Genomic DNA, 15,936 nt, shown 5'->3' with positions numbered 1-15,936 from the left:
GCGAGTCAGCTGCGTTCGGAGCTGAGGAGCGGCCCGAACAGTTCCCAGCTGCCACCCTGGAATCGCTGCATCTGAAGCTGTTTGATCAAGTTGTAGTCGGTCGGGCTGCTTTTGAGGCGGATGCCGGGAAGCAACTGTCCGACCTCGATATCGAGATTGGTCGCCTGCTTGAGCACGTTCTCGCGGGTGAGATTGTCGCCGCATTTTTTGAGCACTTCGACTATGGTCTTTCCGACGGCGTAGCCGTACACCGTGAAGCCGTCGCCTCTGTCGCCCTCAGGAAAATACTTGTCCATGAAGCCCGACCACTCGTTCATGCCAGGGTCGTTCTTCCACTTCGGATCGTTTGCGTCTTTGAGATAAACGGCACTCAACACACCCTGAGCGTTTTCGAAGCCGGCCGGCTTCATCACGCCGTTCACCGACGTTGAAACGTTGCTAACGATGTGAACGGGTTTCCATCCCACCTCGGTGACCTTCCTGATGCTCTGCGCCGCAAATTTCGGCGTTGCGATCGTCAGCAGAACATCGGCATTCGCGGATTTGATCTGAACGATCTGGGAGTCGACCGTCGGCGCGGTCACTTCGAATGGAGCCTCCGATACGATCATCGAGGCCTTGGCCCCCAGACCGTCGCGCAAGCCGGTGAGGTAGTCTTTGCCGAAGTCATCGTTCTGATAAAGAATTCCGATCTTCGCGTTCGGATGGTTCTTCATGATGTATTGCGCGTAGATGCGGGCTTCGTTCTGGTAGTTGGGAATGAAGGCCATCGTCCAGGGAAAGTTCTGCGGATCCACCCACTTCGAAGCGCCCGTCGCGAGCAAGAGGTGCGGGATCTTCTTCGTGTTGACGTACTTGTGGATGGCGGAGTTGCCCGGCGTTCCGAGTATGCCAAACAGCAGCAGCACTTCGTCGTTCTCGACGAGCTTGCGCGTCTGCTCGACGGTTTTCGGTGGACTATAGCTGTCGTCGTAGCTGATGAAGTTGACCTTGCGGCCGTTGATGCCGCCCTGCTCGTTTACCATTCTGAAATAGGCAGAGAACGTCTTGCCGATCACGGAGTAGGCGGACGCCGGTCCGCTGTATGGCATGATGTTGCCGATTTTGATTTCGGTATCGCTCGCGCCAGCGTCATAAGCCTTCTGGGCGATCGCGCCGGTCGCGGTCGCTGCGCCGAGCAGACCGGCGGCCAGTAACGAACCCGCTGTCTTCAAGATGCGATAGTCCATTGGTGTCCCTCCCTAAGGGGCAGATGTCGATATTCGCCTGGCCTTTTTGTTTGTGGCTCGTGACGGAGGTCAGTTCCAATATGGTCACCGTAACCTGTGCGCTGCGCTAGACCAAAAATCGAGATAGCGCTATTCACGTGTGATTAGCGGCACCGCCGCCCAGTCTTGCCTGCTGACCGGCTCTGAAGCCGCGTGGCGTCAGAACGTATTCGCAACGTTCCGATTGCCGGGCGGGAGCAACCGGCCGCAGCGAGCCGTCTTCCGCTTAGCCCGCACGATTTCTTCTCCAGCGCGAATTCGGAGATTTGTAGGGATGGGGTAGGAAAAGTGCCGCGCGCCTGCGCGTTACAGCGCAAGCCAAAGAACGAGTTGTCCCACGACCGCACAAGGCAGCCCCAACGTCAACGCGAGGAGCTGTCCCCGTCTGATTTCATCGATGTTCAGGTCGGGAAGGAGCTCGGTAGCGAGCAGCAGGGTTAGACCGCATTCCATGAGACCTCGATTCTGCCCGCTTCATTTCAACAGGGGAGATCGCAATGCAGATCCGTGTGGTGATGCGAGCCCTGCATCGTCGAAGATCACCTTCGAAGCAGCCTTGCATGGACCTTCGATGTAGCCACAGCGTGCGCTCAGGACTGCGCTGGCACCTTCTTCTCGAGAAGAGCCTGCAATTCCCCCGACTGGAACATCTCCGTCACGATGTCACAACCGCCAACGAATTCCCCTCGCACGTACAGCTGGGGGATTGTCGGCCAATCCGAGTAATCCTTGATCCCCTGCCGCAGTTCTTCGGATTCGTAGATGTTGTGCGATTTGAAGGTTACGCCGAGGTGGTCGAGTATTCGCACCACCTGCGCCGAGAATCCGCACGCCGGTGCGGCTTGCGTGCCCTTCATAAACAGAACGATTTCATTGGAGTTCACTTCGCTACGGATGAAATCTGCAACACTCATGATCTTTCCCTCCATCTGAATCGGCGAGAGCCGGCCTCTACTTACCATCCAACCGAGGAACCCTAAAGTACCAATTTAGAACTTTATTACAGTCCCCTAGGTCACAACCTCCCCTTTAGTCCGCGGCTGTGCCGATTCATAAAAAAGGCCGGCTGCGATGCAGCCGGCCTAAGTTCCAAGTTCAGCGGACGCAGCGCCGCTTACCTTGGGGGAGCATTCTGAATCGCACCAAACGACCGATTTTCGAGAAAGTCAATTCCAAAATAGAATTGAGTAAGCCTCTCTGCGTAGCGCCTTCATCTAGGGAAGGAGCCGCCAACACTGCATTGCATTCCAGCACATAGATGATTATCGTCATATAATAAGCCGCGACAAGCAGGAGAACCAGTCATGGCCGCCGCCAACGATCCCGTCGTCATCCTTTCCGCCGCCCGCACGCCGCTCGGCCGTTTCATGGGCGAACTGTCTCCCTTCAGCGCACACAAGCTCGGTTCCCACGTAATCGGCGCCGCGCTGGAGCGCGCCAAGCTCGCGCCGGAGCGGATCGACGAGGTCTTCATGGGCAACGTACTCCCGGCCGGCCAGGGTCAGGCGCCAGCACGCCAGGCCGCACGCGGCGCCAAACTGCCTGACGCCACCGGCGCCACCACCATCAACAAGGTCTGCGGTTCCGGCATGAAGGCCACCATGCTGGCCCACGACATCATCCATGCAGGCTCCGCCGGCATCGTGCTATCCGGCGGCATGGAGAGCATGAGCAACGCCCCCTATCTGCTCGCCAAGGCGCGCGGCGGTTATCGTGCCGGCCATGATAGGATCATCGATCACATGATGATGGATGGACTCGAGGACGCCTACGAGACCGGCCGCTCGATGGGCGATTTCGGCGAAGCGACCGCGGAAGCTTATCAGTTCACCCGCAAGGACCAGGACGCCTACGCGATGGAGACGTTGACCCGTGCGCGCAAGGCGGTGGAAGGCGGTGCGTTCGAGGCCGAGATCGTGCCGATCACACTGACCGAGAAGACCGGGCCGCGGATCATCGCCAACGACGAGCATCCGCTCAAGGTCGATCCCGCCAAGATCCCCGGCCTTAAACCCGCGTTCCGCGCCAACGGCACCATCACGCCAGCCGCTTCCTCGGCCAACGCCGACGGCGCCGCGGCGCTCATTCTGGCAAAACGCTCACTCGCCGATCGCGACGGCCTTCCGATGCTCGCCGAGATCAAGGGCCACGCCACCCACAGCCAGGAGCCGCAATGGTTCACCACGGCGCCGATCCCGGCCATTCGCAAACTGCTCGATAAAATCGGCTGGAGCGTCGCCGACGTCGACCTGTTCGAGATCAACGAAGCCTTTGCGGTGGTGGCAATGGCCGCGCAGAAGGATCTCGGCATTCCCCGCGAAAAGCTGAACATGAACGGCGGCGCCTGCGCGCTCGGCCACCCGATCGGGGCCACTGGCGCGCGCCTCATCGTGACGCTGCTGCACGCGCTCGAAGCTCACAATCTGAAGCGCGGCGTAGCTGCGCTCTGCATCGGCGGTGGTGAGGCCACCGCCATCGCGGTCGAGCGCATCGTCCGCTGACAGATCGACCAGGAGGAACATACTACGGCGAGCGGCACGAACGGTGTCGCCCGACGTCTTGTAACGCACCCGGAAGCTGGCACCTCAACGTGACGAAAGTTCTCATGGCCGACCAGAGCGAAGCGGTCGCGACTGCACCACCGCGCGCGCCAGTCTCCGGCGCCTTGCAGATCGCGGTCCTTGCCGGGCTCGCGTCAATGGGAACGCTCGCGACCAATATTATGCTGCCGTCGCTGCCGCAGATGGCGACATCGTTGGATGTCACAAGCGCGGCGGTCACGTCCGCCATCACGGTCTTTCTTGTCGTGTTCGCCTTCGGCCAGCTCCTGGTCGGACCAATCTCGGATCGCTACGGAAGACGTTGTCCAGTTTTAGTCGGATTTGCGGTGTTCTTCGGAGGCAGTGTCTGGTGCGGACTGGCAAGCGATCTACCGAATCTGCTGATCGGCCGCGTCTTGCAAGCTGCGGGCGCTTGCGCAACATCAGTACTGTCGCGTGCCATAGCCCGCGACATGTTTAGTGGCGCAGTGCTGGCGCGCGCGATGGCGCTAATCATGATTGCGATGTCGGTCGCTCCTGGTTTCTCGCCGCTGCTTGGCGGCGCGCTCGATCACACCTTTGGTTGGCGCTCCGAATTCGCCCTCGTCGCCGTTTTTGCGGTGGTTGGTGCCATTGCCTATGGCATCGTGTTTGGCGAAACCCACAATTCGGTCCGAACTCCGCTCGATCCGTTCGCGATCATCGGAGCCTATCTCGGCCTGATTTGCGATCGCCGCTTCGCGGTCCCTGCCGCAACCGTCAGCCTGATCATAGGCGGACTGTTCTCGATGTTTTCGGCCTCTCCGCGCATCTTCATCGAAGCACTTCAATTCACCCCGATCCAGCTAGGTCTCTTTTTTGCCGCCACCGTTCTGATCGTATTCGCGGCCGGCATGCTGGCAACGAAATTGGCAGCACGCTACGGGCTCGGGCTCTCGATCCGTGCCGGTTTGGGGGCAACAGCCGCGGGCGGCGTGGGGATCCTGCTTGTCTCGCTGTTCAGCCCGACCTTCTTGCCGTATCTCTGCGCGATGAGCGCGTTCGTCCTCGGCATGGGCATTGTCACTCCCCTCGGTACCGCGCAGGCGCTCTCTCCGTTCGGCGAGAAGGCCGGTGCGGCCTCGGCGCTGCTCGGTTTCTGGCAGATGATGAACGCCGCGGCCGGCGTATGGCTGGCCGCCACCGTGTCGCATGAAGCAATGTTCGCACTAGGCGTGGTGTTGACGATCTTTTCGCTGGCTGCTTTTGGCCTGTATGCGCTGAAGCCGGGCCATGATTAGCAGCAAACCGAAATCATCGTTGGTCGAACTTGGCCAGTCGCCACCTCACCAGGTCGTCGGCGCCTGGGCCGGCCTGCGGCCGGACGTCCCGTAAGCGTACCAATTCGCCCGACTTGTCATCGACGAGCGCGAGCTTCACCGGACGGCCACTGTTCTTGCTGATGAATTTGAGCGGCGGCCCGGCATTACCTGTGATCGCCCACTTGTCCCCCACCTGGGCAAGCGCCTGAATGACCAGGATGATGTCCCTGCCCTTGCGGGCCAGGAGGTACTCGTAGCGATCGGGCCCGGTCTGATACTGCTGCCGCTCGATGAGTTCGTTTTCCTCCAGGTGCTTGAGCCGGTCGGACAGCGTGGCGTGAGTAACGCCAGTCGACTTCCTCAGATCCTCGTATTTGCTCAACCCGAGCGACAAATCGCGCAGGATCAGAATGGCCCAGCGGTCACCTACCGCATCGAGCACGCCAGCAATCGAGCACGCCATTCCCTCAAAGCTCTTAGAGCGCATCGACATCGACTCCGAACAACTCGCATTACCAGAGTATAGAAGCGGCAGTGGGATCCAAGTAGCCGCCTCGGGGTGCAAAAATCGCTTGCCGCTAGTCACTCTTATTATTAGAGTTACTTCGAGTAAAGCAAAAGCACGGCCAAACCTGCCGCCATCAGGAGGGTACATGCCCGGGCTCGACAACCATCACGTCGTGACGCTGGAGATCAACGGCACGCGCAAGACCGTCGCCGTCGAGGCGCGAAAATTGCTGGTCCATCTGATCAGGGAGGATCTTGGCCTCACCGGCACGCATGTGGGCTGCGATACTTCACAGTGCGGCGCCTGCACCGTCGAGATCGACGGACAAGCGGTGAAGTCGTGCACCGTGCTGGCCGTGATGGCAGACGGCGCGTCGATCACGACAATCGAGGGCCTGACCGATATAGGCTCCGAACTCAGCCCCGTTCAGGCGGCATTCCACGAGCATCACGCGCTGCAATGCGGCTTTTGCACGCCGGGCATGGTGATGAGTGTGCGCCAGCTATTGAAGGATAAGCCCGATCCGAGCGAGCACGACATCCGCCACGGCCTTGCCGGTAACATCTGCCGCTGCACGGGCTATCACAACATCGTGCGCGCCGTCGAAAGCCTGGTAACGAAAGGCGATCAGCCATGAACGTTACGACTGCTATCCGCCATATCGGTCAGCCGCTCAAGCGACGCGAAGATCTCAAGCTTCTCGCCGGCAAGGGTCGATACGTCGATGACGTCAGGTTGCCTGGTATGCTGCACATGGCGGTACTGCGGTCGCCACACGCCCACGCCGAGATCAGAAGCGTCGATCTGTCGGCAGCTAAAGTCGCGCCGGGTGTTCGTCTCGTCCTGTCCGGCAAGGCGCTCGACGGCAAAATGGGCCCGATCGTGCCGAACTGGATCATTCCCGGAAGCAAGGTGCCGTTCCGTCCCGTGATCGCAACCGATCGCGTGCGCTTTGTCGGCGAGTGCGTGGCGCTGGTGGTGGCAGAGACGCTGGCCGAGGCTTACGACGCGATCGGCCTGATCGAGGTCGATTACGAGGTGCTGCCCGCGGTGACCGACGAAGAGGTCGCGATCCGAGAAGACGCGCCACAGCTCCATGATAACGTGCCCAGCAACATCACGACGATCTATAAGGTGCGCGGCGGCGACTATGAGAAGGCCACCCGTGAGGCCGATCACGTTATCGGACTGCGCGTCGTCAACAACCGCCTGATCCCGACCTGTATGGAAACGCGCGCGATCGTTGCCTCACCAGAAACCGGACGGCACGCTGACGGTCTATATCGGCAGCCAGGTTCCCCACATGCACCGACGCTGGATCGCGGAAACAGTCGGTATTCCCGAGCATCAATTGCGGGTGGTCGCACCTGATATCGGGGGCGGCTTTGGCGCCAAGATGCATCTTTATCCAGAGGACCTGCTCTGCCCCTATCTCGCTCGCGAACTCGGCGCGCCGGTCAAATGGTGGGAAAGCCGCTCCGAAAGCCATCAATCGACCAGCCATGGTCGCGCCCATACAGAAAACATCGAGATCGCTTTCAGGAACGACGGCAGGATCCTCGGCCTGAAGGTCGACACGCTAGGCAATGTCGGCGCCTATCTCTCCAACATGGCAAGCGGCGGTCCGACCGTGAATACGGTCAACTTCGGCACCGGCACCTACAAGATCGACAACTATGAAGCGATTTCCCGCGTCGTCGTTACCAATACCGTACCGGTTGATGCCTATCGCGGTTATGGCCGGCCCGAAGGCGCTTACATCGCCGAGCGCGCGATCGACGCGGTGGCGCGCCATCTCAAACTGGACCAAGTCGAAGTGCGGCGGAAGAATTTCGTTAAACCAGCGGAATTTCCCTATCGGCCCTACGGCAGCATGGGCGTGATGTATGACAGCGGCAACTATCAGGGACTACTCGACAAGGCGCTCGCGGCTTTCGACTATGACGAACGCCGCAGCGAATGCGAAGCCCTGCGCGCAAGCGGCACCTATCGCGGCATTGGCGTCGCCGCCTATACACATATGTGCGGGATGGCACCATCACGCCGGTTAGCCATGAGCGGATTTGATCGTGGCGGCTGGGAGAGCGCGCGGGTCAGCATCGATTCCAGCGGGCGAGCCACGATTTATTCGGGCTCGATGAGCCAGGGACAAGGGCATATCACGTCGCTATCGCAGATCGCTGCTGACGTGCTGCAGATTCCCATGGAGAACATCGACATCGTGCAGGGTGACACCCGCCAGGTTCAGGCTGGCCATGGCACGTTTAACTCACGATCGATGGCGGTCGGCGGTTCGAGCGTCCATGTCTCCTCGCAACGCGTCATTGCCAAGGCCAAGAAGATTGCGGCGGGCATGCTGGAAGTCGACGAGAAGGATGTTTCCTACTCGGCGGGCGCGTTCAGCGTGCCCGGCACCGATATTGCGCCAGTGACTTTCTCCAAGGTGGCTCGCATGGCCCATGTCGGGCACAAACTGCCGGACGGAGTCGCACCGGGCCTTGATGAGACAGTGTTTTATGATCCGGTCGGCATGGGTTCGCCGTCAGGCATCCACCTCGCTTATGTCGAGGTCGATCCGGAGACCGGGATCGTCGACATTCTCGACTATGTCGCCGTCGACGACGTCGGCACGCTGATCAACCCTCGTCTCGCGGCCGGCCAGATCCATGGCGGCGTTGTTCAGGGTATCGCGCAGGCGCTCTATGAAGAGGTCAGCTACGATCCCGACAATGGGCAACTTCTGACCGGCTCGCTGCTCGACTATGCTGTTCCGCGAGCCGAACATGTGCCGAACATCCGATCGCTGTTCCAGGAAACGCCCTCGCCGACCAATCCGATCGGCGTCAAGGGCATCGGCGAGAGCGGCTCTATCGCCGCCCCACCCTGCATGGTTCACGCCGTGCTCGATGCCTTGTCACCGTTCGGTATCACGCATCTCGATATGCCGCTGACGCCGCCTCGAATCTGGGCGGCGGTACAAAAGGCACGCACCGGAGCCCCCCAATGATCCCCGCGGCCTTCGATTATGTCCGCGCATCCTCGCTCGCCCAGACGATCGATCTGTTGCGCGAGGATCCCGACGGAACGAAACTTCTGGCCGGCGGTCATACCTTGCTGCCGGCGCTGAAGTTGCGGCTGGCATCGCCCTCATGCCTGATTGATATCGGCGGAATCGCCGAGCTCAAGGCAATCGAAATCAGCGAAACCGGCATCAGAATTGGTGCGTTGACGACGCATGCCGATTTGCTCGCTTCCGAGCCGCTGAACAAGGAGTTGCCGGTCTTCCGCCAGGCGGCCGGACTCATTGCCGATCCCCAGGTACGTAACCGCGGCACGATCGGCGGGTCGCTCGCGAACGCCGATCCCGCTGCCGATTGGCCGGCCGTTGTGGTGGCGCTGCAGGCACAGATCGAGATCGCAGGCCCGAATGGCCTGAGAAGGGTGGCGGCACGGGACTTCTTCGTCGATATCTTCTCGACCGTGCTGGAAGCGGATGAAATTCTCGCCCATATCCATATCCCGCGGCCGAAGCCCGGCATGCGCTTCATCTACCGAAAGATCCGGCATCCCGCGAGCGGCTTTGCCGTCGTGGGAATCGCGGTCGGCGTACTGCTGCAGGACGACTTCGTCGCCGAAGTCTCCATCGGCGTCACCGGTGCAGCGAACCACGCCTTCGCCGGCCAGCACGCCGCCGATTTTCTGACCGGCAAGGCGCTTTCGCGAGACAATATCGATCAGGCGGCAAAACTGCTGAGTGAAACCACCGAGTGCCTCTCGGACCGCTACGCGTCGGCGGAGTACCGAGCGAATCTGATCCGGATCGAGACCACGCGAGCGCTACTTGCGCTTTCGTCGTGAGACGCGCGCCTTCGAGCCGGCCGCAACGCGATCAACGGCATCGCCGCCAAACCGCTTGCGGTTGAACGGAACAGCACCTGCGCCGGCAACGATCTCGACGTCCTCGAGCCGCAACCGCTTGCCGCCGCTCGTCCGCAATTCCGGATATTCGATCGGGCGCCCGGCGGCGCGTTCGCGGAACACGACCTGCGGCCCGGCCGGCTCCGCCAGCCAGTCGTCACCCCATTTCTTCAGCGCGAGATAGGCCGGAAAGAAATCACGTCCCTTCTCGGTCAGAACGTACTCATATCGACCGGCGTGTTCGGGTAGCGGCACCCGCGTCATGACGCCGGCCTCGACGAACTTCTTCAGTCGAGTGCTCAAGATATTCGGAGCGATCCCGACATAGTATTCGAACTCGTCGAAGCGTTTCACGCCGTAATAGGCCTCGCGCAGGATCAGGATGGACCAGCGGTCGCCAACGATTTCCATGGCGCGCGCCATGGAACATTCCTTGTTGGCAAGACGGCTTTGCTTGACACTAGACATCGCTCTTTCAACCCCGAACTCAGCCCATACCATATTGAGCGGAATTCGTGTATGTCCAGTGCCCTTCGGCGTTTCGCTGATCAGGCGGCCTGACCCGGCTGGGCTTGCGCCTTGGCCACGACCTCGGGCTCTAGCGCGCGGCGATGCGTGACGAGCACGCCTGCTTCGCTCAGGCGTTTCAGCTCCGCCTCGCTGACGCCGAGTTCGCTGAAGACCGCGAAATTATGCTCGCCCTGAAAGGCAGGCGTGCCAATTGGCGTCAACTCTTCTGCCGAAAAGCGCCACGGCCGACCCGGCAGGCGATACTCGCCACCGCTGCGGTCAGGAACGTGTTGCACGGCGCCCCAGTAATCGCTCCATTCCGAGGCCGTGAGCTCCTTGATCGAACGGATCTCGCCCATGGCGATCTTGGCCTCGTCGAACTGGGCGTCGAGGGTCGCCATATCCGGAAAGGTCAGGATCCAGGACTGGATGATCTGGTGCAACACGCCGAAATTCAAGCGGCGCGCGGCAGCAGTGGAGAACCGGGGATCGTCCATCAGATCGACGCGGCGCATGGCGCGCAGCCACGACGGAAAGGTCAGGCTGCCGATGATACTGGTCGCAACCGTGAAGTGCTCGCCTTGCGGTCCCGTGAAAAATGGGCAATCGGTGGCCCCGAGTATCGCGGGCTCCGCCCCGATATCGTCGTCGGAGAGATCGACATGCGCTCGTTCATTGACGGCGAGCAGCGTCGCCGCCATTGCAACGTCGATATACTGGCCCTGCCCGGTCTTCTGGCGGCTGTTGAGCGCTGCGAGAATCGCAATCACGGTCTGCAATCCGGCATAGACGTCTGCATGCGACAGGCTGTCGGTACGCGGCTCCGCCAGCGTGTTGCCATAGTGACGAACGCTGTTGTCGGTAAAGCCGGCCTCGGCCTGCACGGTTGGCGCATAGGCCATCCGGCTACGCCACGGACCGCCCTGGCCATAGCCGGTGATCGACGCGTAGATCAGACGCGGGTTGCGTTTGGACAGTGTTTCGTAGTCAAGGCCGAAGAAAGCCAGAGTCCCGGCACGGAAGTTTTCGACGACGATATCGGCGGTGTCACAGAGTTTCAGCACCAACTCATAGGCGCCCGGCATATTGAGATTGATGCTGACATTCCGTTTTCCGGCATTTTGCTGGGCGTAGTAGCCCGACATGCCGTCGGTCGATGGAAATGCAAACCGGGAAACGTCGGGGCTTGGCGGTTCGATCTTGATGACCTCGGCGCCAAGATCCTGCAGCGTCCGAGCGCACAGCGGACCAGCCAGCACGCGGGAGAAATCGACGACACGGATTCCACTCAGGGGGCCACTCATGTTAGCGCCCCGCGAACTTGGCGAGACCGGGCCCGTTCTTGCGGAATGACGCAAGACCGGTCTTGAGGTCTTCCGACGCCCAGATCGGCGCCTGAACTCTTGCCATCGCCTCGTCCGCGGCCACCACGCCCTGGTTGGCGGCGATATGCGCGAGCTCCTTGGTCGCGGCATGCGCCACCGTAGGCCCCTGCGCAAACTCCTCCGCTATCGCCATCGTGGCCGTCTCCAGCGACTCTTCCGGAACTGTGAGATTGATCAATCCCCACTTCTCCAGCGTCGGCGCATCGTATCGCCGCGCCAGCATCGACATTTCCTTGGCGCGCTGGGCACCAATCCGCTGCACCTGACGCTGGATTCCTCCCAGCAAGGGATGCAGCCCAAGCGTCGCCTCGACCGAGCCGATCTTCGCCGAAGAGGCCGCGATGATGTAATCGCACGACAGCGCAAGCTCGAGACCGCCCCCCAGGCAAACGCCGTGAACACTGGCGATTAGCGGGATTGGCAGCAGCTCCATGAAGCGCAGGAATTCGACGCCGTTCAGCTGCCGATTTTCACCGGCCTGATCTCCGCTGCCTGCCTCCACCCGCTTCTCGAAGATATCCAGATCGGCGCCGGCGGAGAAATGCCGCAGTCCGCTACGGATGACGATGGCGCGGCTGCCTGCCCTTTGCGCCGCCTCCACCTGCTCGACGATCGCGTTGAGGAGTTTGGGGCCGAGCAGGTTGTGCGGCCGATAAACCATGGTCAAAACGGAGATATTGCCGCGCTGCTCGCGCGTCACCAATGCATCCTCGGACAAAGCTGCCTCCTGTTTGCCGGCGGTTCTCGCGACCGCATTATCTAGCCATCAACACAAGCTACATCATGACTTGCGTTTTGCAAGCTGTAATTTGCTCCTGCATCAAACGTCTTGGCGCTCGACCCGATTTTTCAAGACGCCGATCTTCTCCACTTCGAGCTCGATGCTATCCCCGTGCTCGAGATACCAGCCAAGTTCGAGCCCGCAGCCATTGCCCACGGTGCCGGAGCCGATGAACTCACCGGGCATCAACGTCTCATCCCGGGTAATGTAGGCGATGATTTCCTCGAACGAAAACAGCATGCCTTCGCTCGTGCCTTGCGAACGAACTTCGTCGTTGACGCGGGCTTCCATCTTGAGCTTGTAGGGGTCCCCGATTTCGTCGGGTGTCACGATCCAGGGCCCGAGCACGTTGCCGCCATCGAAGCTCTTGCCTTTGGCGGGCCCCAACCGGCCTTCCATCTCTATTCGCTGGGCATCGCGGGCGGAAAAATCGTTGAAAATCGTGTAGCCGAAGATGTGATTGCGCGCCTTCGCCGCAGAAATGTTGGCGCCCCTGTTCTTGGTGACGATTCCGAATTCCAGTTCGTAGTCCATCACTTGGCTGTAGCGCGGCCATTTGACTGTCGTGTTGGGGCCCTTCACGCTAAAACGGTTGGTAACGTAGTAGATCGGTTGCTTGCGATATACCTCCGGCAACTCGGGCAGCGGGGCCGCCTGGAGGCGTGCAAGCTCAGCCGCATCGCCCGCCTTTCGCGCCTTCAGTTTGAGATGTCCGATCGGGCCTTGAACGATATGCACCGGAAACGACATGCCGTCGCGCATCTGGCGCGGCTCCGGCAACGGCGCAAGAATCTCGGATTCCGCAACCGCGGACCACAAATCCTGATCTTTCCTATAGCGATCAAACAGGTTGGATGCTTCATCGAGCGCAGCGTCGCCGTGATCCACAAGGTCAAGCATCGAGTTGAACGCCGGATTTTGCTTACCGGCCCGCTGCGATGCGGCAGCGAGATCAAATAACAAGCGGCCGCCGGCATGAACTAACGCGATCTTATTTTGACCGCCGGATCGATAGGTAGCTAGTTTCAAGGGCGCCTCCCAGGCCAAATGAGCACTTGACTGCAGCATAGACACCAACTTGCATTTTGCAAGTTATAGAGCGCCGGAGGCTTATGGACTCGGAAAGACATTAGCGCCCTGGTTGCGCAGGGCCTGCCGACCGGCCTCCAGAAGAGCGTCAGACAGCCGCTTGTCGCCGGCCGCACGCGCGAGCACGATGGAACCGACCATGGTCGCAATTGCGCCGGCTGCGGCCTGCCGCGCATCCATTGACGATCTCTTCGGGATCAAACCAGCGATGACATCGATCATTTTCTCGAGCCTGCCTGCAAAGGTACGCCGCGCCTCCGGGCCCGAGCGTCCGATATCCGCGGCCAGAGCCGGAAGAGCACAACCGCGGGCCGCATTGTTGCGATGGCGGGGGCTCAGATAGGACTCGACGACTGCGTCGAACCCTTTCTCGTCGGGTAACCCCTGCGTGAGATCCAGCCAATGGTCGACGGTTTGATCCATGGCCAAGGCGAGCGCTTCAATGACCAGAGCGTCACGCGACTTGAAGTAGGCGTAGAAGCTCCCATGCGTCAGATCGACGAGCCTCATCAGGTCGACCACACTCAAGCCGTCGGCACCGTTCTGACGCAGGCCGTAGGAAGCATTTTCGACAATCCGCCTGCGTGTCTGCTGCCCATGGTCTTTCGGGTAACGCATTGCTTGCTCCGGGATGACCAAAGAAACAGAGCCATATTAGATGATTATCATCATATATAACAATCAAATTCCGCAGAATGGTCTTTTGACCTGCGCCCTACCAGGAAAAGCCGGTCAGCGAAGCTGACCTCCAGATTTAAGGCACGCTAGTGTCCGACGAATACGGGCTTGCGCTTCTCGATGAAGGCGCGCACCGCCTCCTTGTGATCCGTCGTTTGCGCGGAACGGACCATGTATGCCGCTTCCTGGTCCATCGAATCCAGAAGGTCCGTGGCCAAGGCATGGTCAAGGTTGTCCTTCATGCCGGCGAAAGCTTGCGAGGGGCCCTCCGCCAAGGACCTTGCAAGCGAAAATGCAACAGCGCGCAGCTCAGCGTCGGCCACCACCCGGTTTACCAGTCCCAGGGTTTCGCAGCGGCGTGCGTCGATCCGCTCCGACAGAAACATCAACTCGCGTGCCCGGGACGTTCCCACCAGCCTCGTCAGCAGCCAGGCGATGCCGTAGTCTCCCGTCAAGGCGATGCGGGCATATCCTGTGGTCATCACAGCCGATTCAGCGGCGATTCGAATGTCACAGGCGAGTGCGAGCGCAAGCCCCGCGCCCGCGGCAGGCCCCGGAAGCGCCGCGAGCGTCGGCTTTCGTAGTTCCACCAGCGCGCCCGTGAGGGTGCGCTGCTTCACACGCAAGTCGGCGATCCGCTCATCGATCGGCGTTTCTGCCTTCGCAGAATTGTTCCCCATGCCCTTGACGTCGCCGCCGGCGCAAAAGGCAGTCCCGGCGCCAGTGATGAGCAGTGCGCCGACCCTGGAATCTTCGCCGCACTGCCTGATCATGCGCCGGAGCGCTGGGGTCAGTTGATCGGACAAGGCGTTGCGGGCCTCGGGCCGGTTCAGCGTGACGAGCGCCACGCGATCCCGGATCTCACACAGCAACTCCTCTGTGCCGGTATCGACCTCGATCCGATCTTCTGCCATCCGCCCTGTTCTCCTTGCGCGCCTTCAGGCGACCATCAAGGCTTCCTTGCTGTCCGCGTCCAGGAATCCCGTAAGCCGGCCCCTGATCAGCCGCTCGGCATCCGCCATGATGCGATCCATCAACTCCTTCACCGTCGGAATGTCCTGAATGAGTCCAACGACCATGCCGCAACTCCACGCGCCCGCGTCCATGTCGCCATCGATCATCACCTTTGGATAGACTCCAGCGACCTGCTCGTGGATGTCACCAATCTTCAGGCTCGCGCCCTTCTCGCGCTCGACCTCGAGCAGCTGGTCGACGCCCTTGTTCTTCAAGACGCGCTCGGTATTGCGCAGCGCGCGCATGACCAGAACGGTGTCGAGTTCGGTCGCCTTGACCAGCGCCTGCTTTACATTGTCGTGGACCGGCGCTTCCTTCGTGGCGATGAAGCGGGTACCCATGTTCATGCCGGCGGCCCCCATCGACAGCGCCGCGACGAGGCTCCGCGCGTCGGCCATGCCGCCCGACGCCACGAACGGGATCTTCAGCTCGTCCGCCGCACGCGGCAGCAGGATCATGTTCGGGATGTCGTCCTCGCCGGGATGGCCGCCGCATTCAAAGCCGTCGACGCTGACGGCGTCGCAGCCGATCTTCTCGGCTTTCAGCGAATGCCGCACCGAGGTGCATTTGTGGATCACCTTGATGCCAGCAGCTTTCAGCGCAGGCATGTACTGCTCGGGGCTGCGGCCAGCGGTCTCCACCGCCTTGACGCCGCCTTCCTTGATAGCGGCGATATATTCCGGATAGGGCGGCGCGGTGAAGCTCGGCAGGAAAGTAAGGTTCACGCCGAACGGCTTGTCGGTCATATCGCGGCAGCGCGCGATTTCCTTCGCCAGCAATTCCGGCGTCTTCTGGGTAAGGCCGGTGATGATGCCGAGACCGCCAGCGTTCGACACCGCTGCGGCCAGCTCGGCGAAGCCGACATAGTGCATGCCGCCTTGGATGATCGGATGCTGGATGCCGAACAATTCAGTGATTGCTGTCTTCACGTGTGATTCTCCGCT

At 60.9% G+C, this 15,936-nt stretch carries 16 protein-coding genes; 6 read left to right on the top strand and 10 right to left on the bottom strand.

Annotated features, from left to right (window positions below; translation table 11 throughout):
* Window positions 1-5 precede the first annotated feature (5 nt).
* A complete protein-coding gene (locus V1292_RS16695) occupies window positions 6-1,229 on the bottom strand; it encodes an ABC transporter substrate-binding protein (RefSeq protein ID WP_334373814.1) in 1,224 nt (407 codons plus the stop codon).
* A gap of 629 nt (window positions 1,230-1,858) precedes the next feature.
* Entirely contained in the window at window positions 1,859-2,182 is a 324-nt protein-coding gene (grxD, locus tag V1292_RS16690; protein ID WP_334373813.1) for a Grx4 family monothiol glutaredoxin, read from the bottom strand.
* A 390-nt stretch (window positions 2,183-2,572) separates the two neighbouring features.
* Between grxD and V1292_RS16685 the strand changes: the two genes are divergently transcribed.
* Both V1292_RS16685 and V1292_RS16680 read left to right on the top strand, forming a co-directional pair.
* On the top strand, window positions 2,573-3,769 hold the full coding sequence (locus tag V1292_RS16685) for an acetyl-CoA C-acyltransferase (protein WP_334373812.1): 1,197 nt from the start codon (window positions 2,573-2,575) through the stop codon (window positions 3,767-3,769).
* Between the two features lie 104 nt (window positions 3,770-3,873).
* Complete coding sequence (locus tag V1292_RS16680) at window positions 3,874-5,088, top strand: multidrug effflux MFS transporter (RefSeq protein WP_334373811.1); 1,215 nt, start codon at window positions 3,874-3,876, stop codon at window positions 5,086-5,088.
* A gap of 13 nt (window positions 5,089-5,101) precedes the next feature.
* Here the strand turns inward: V1292_RS16680 and V1292_RS16675 are convergent, their stop codons facing one another.
* A complete protein-coding gene (locus V1292_RS16675) occupies window positions 5,102-5,602 on the bottom strand; it encodes a winged helix-turn-helix transcriptional regulator (protein ID WP_334373810.1) in 501 nt (166 codons plus the stop codon).
* A 160-nt stretch (window positions 5,603-5,762) separates the two neighbouring features.
* On the opposite strand from V1292_RS16675, the gene V1292_RS16670 reads away from it, so the two are divergent.
* Genes V1292_RS16670 through V1292_RS16655 form a run of 4 tightly spaced genes read left to right on the top strand, consistent with a single transcriptional unit; the run spans window position 5,763 to window position 9,475 of the window.
* Window positions 5,763-6,254: a (2Fe-2S)-binding protein gene (locus V1292_RS16670; RefSeq protein ID WP_334373809.1), complete on the top strand. Its 492-nt coding sequence runs from the start codon at window positions 5,763-5,765 to the stop codon at window positions 6,252-6,254.
* Entirely contained in the window at window positions 6,251-6,988 is a 738-nt protein-coding gene (locus V1292_RS16665) for a xanthine dehydrogenase family protein molybdopterin-binding subunit (RefSeq protein WP_334373808.1), read from the top strand. The genes V1292_RS16670 and V1292_RS16665 overlap by 4 nt, the downstream gene beginning before the upstream one ends.
* Window positions 6,921-8,624, top strand: coding sequence for a xanthine dehydrogenase family protein molybdopterin-binding subunit (locus V1292_RS16660; protein ID WP_334377074.1), 1,704 nt, complete (start codon window positions 6,921-6,923; stop codon window positions 8,622-8,624). The genes V1292_RS16665 and V1292_RS16660 overlap by 68 nt, the downstream gene beginning before the upstream one ends.
* The gene (locus V1292_RS16655; protein WP_334373807.1) at window positions 8,621-9,475 is read left to right on the top strand and encodes an FAD binding domain-containing protein; all 855 of its coding nucleotides are present in this window, start codon (window positions 8,621-8,623) and stop codon (window positions 9,473-9,475) included. The genes V1292_RS16660 and V1292_RS16655 overlap by 4 nt, the downstream gene beginning before the upstream one ends.
* Here the strand turns inward: V1292_RS16655 and V1292_RS16650 are convergent.
* The 7 genes from V1292_RS16650 to V1292_RS16620 form a co-directional block, all read right to left on the bottom strand.
* Window positions 9,455-10,003, bottom strand: coding sequence for a winged helix-turn-helix transcriptional regulator (locus tag V1292_RS16650; RefSeq protein WP_334373806.1), 549 nt, complete (start codon window positions 10,001-10,003; stop codon window positions 9,455-9,457). The two genes, V1292_RS16655 and V1292_RS16650, sit on opposite strands and share 21 nt — an antisense overlap.
* An 80-nt stretch (window positions 10,004-10,083) precedes the next feature.
* Window positions 10,084-11,349, bottom strand: coding sequence for a CaiB/BaiF CoA transferase family protein (locus tag V1292_RS16645; RefSeq protein WP_334373805.1), 1,266 nt, complete (start codon window positions 11,347-11,349; stop codon window positions 10,084-10,086).
* A 1-nt stretch (window position 11,350) separates the two neighbouring features.
* On the bottom strand, window positions 11,351-12,148 hold the full coding sequence (locus tag V1292_RS16640) for an enoyl-CoA hydratase/isomerase family protein (RefSeq protein ID WP_334373804.1): 798 nt from the start codon (window positions 12,146-12,148) through the stop codon (window positions 11,351-11,353).
* A gap of 102 nt (window positions 12,149-12,250) precedes the next feature.
* Window positions 12,251-13,240, bottom strand: a complete 990-nt coding sequence (locus V1292_RS16635; RefSeq protein WP_334377073.1) for a fumarylacetoacetate hydrolase family protein — start codon at window positions 13,238-13,240, stop codon at window positions 12,251-12,253.
* Window positions 13,241-13,321: 81 nt separating this feature from the next.
* Complete coding sequence (locus tag V1292_RS16630) at window positions 13,322-13,918, bottom strand: TetR/AcrR family transcriptional regulator (protein ID WP_334373803.1); 597 nt, start codon at window positions 13,916-13,918, stop codon at window positions 13,322-13,324.
* A 146-nt stretch (window positions 13,919-14,064) separates the two neighbouring features.
* Entirely contained in the window at window positions 14,065-14,892 is an 828-nt protein-coding gene (locus V1292_RS16625; RefSeq protein ID WP_334373802.1) for an enoyl-CoA hydratase-related protein, read from the bottom strand.
* 24 nt (window positions 14,893-14,916) lie between these two features.
* Window positions 14,917-15,921 (bottom strand): NAD(P)H-dependent flavin oxidoreductase, encoded by a 1,005-nt coding sequence (locus tag V1292_RS16620; RefSeq protein ID WP_334373801.1) that lies wholly within the window; start codon window positions 15,919-15,921, stop codon window positions 14,917-14,919.
* Window positions 15,922-15,936: the final 15 nt, after the last annotated feature.

The sequence above is a fragment of the Bradyrhizobium sp. AZCC 1719 genome (assembly GCF_036924525.1).
Classification (GTDB): Bacteria; Pseudomonadota; Alphaproteobacteria; order Rhizobiales; family Xanthobacteraceae; genus Bradyrhizobium.
This window is presented reverse-complemented; position numbering and strand designations above follow the sequence as displayed.

Bases quoted from the DNA above. Each gene is read 5' to 3' on its own strand.
- V1292_RS16695 (WP_334373814.1), bottom strand. From the start codon at position 1,229: ATGGACTATCGCATCTTGAAGACAGCGGGTTCGTTACTGGCCGCCGGT.
- grxD (WP_334373813.1), bottom strand. From the start codon at position 2,182: ATGAGTGTTGCAGATTTCATCCGTAGCGAAGTGAACTCCAATGAAATC.
- V1292_RS16685 (WP_334373812.1), top strand. From the start codon at position 2,573: ATGGCCGCCGCCAACGATCCCGTCGTCATCCTTTCCGCCGCCCGCACG.
- V1292_RS16680 (WP_334373811.1), top strand. From the start codon at position 3,874: ATGGCCGACCAGAGCGAAGCGGTCGCGACTGCACCACCGCGCGCGCCA.
- V1292_RS16675 (WP_334373810.1), bottom strand. From the start codon at position 5,602: ATGTCGATGCGCTCTAAGAGCTTTGAGGGAATGGCGTGCTCGATTGCT.
- V1292_RS16670 (WP_334373809.1), top strand. From the start codon at position 5,763: ATGCCCGGGCTCGACAACCATCACGTCGTGACGCTGGAGATCAACGGC.
- V1292_RS16665 (WP_334373808.1), top strand. From the start codon at position 6,251: ATGAACGTTACGACTGCTATCCGCCATATCGGTCAGCCGCTCAAGCGA.
- V1292_RS16660 (WP_334377074.1), top strand. From the start codon at position 6,921: ATGCACCGACGCTGGATCGCGGAAACAGTCGGTATTCCCGAGCATCAA.
- V1292_RS16655 (WP_334373807.1), top strand. From the start codon at position 8,621: ATGATCCCCGCGGCCTTCGATTATGTCCGCGCATCCTCGCTCGCCCAG.
- V1292_RS16650 (WP_334373806.1), bottom strand. From the start codon at position 10,003: ATGTCTAGTGTCAAGCAAAGCCGTCTTGCCAACAAGGAATGTTCCATG.
- V1292_RS16645 (WP_334373805.1), bottom strand. From the start codon at position 11,349: ATGAGTGGCCCCCTGAGTGGAATCCGTGTCGTCGATTTCTCCCGCGTG.
- V1292_RS16630 (WP_334373803.1), bottom strand. From the start codon at position 13,918: ATGCGTTACCCGAAAGACCATGGGCAGCAGACACGCAGGCGGATTGTC.
- V1292_RS16625 (WP_334373802.1), bottom strand. From the start codon at position 14,892: ATGGCAGAAGATCGGATCGAGGTCGATACCGGCACAGAGGAGTTGCTG.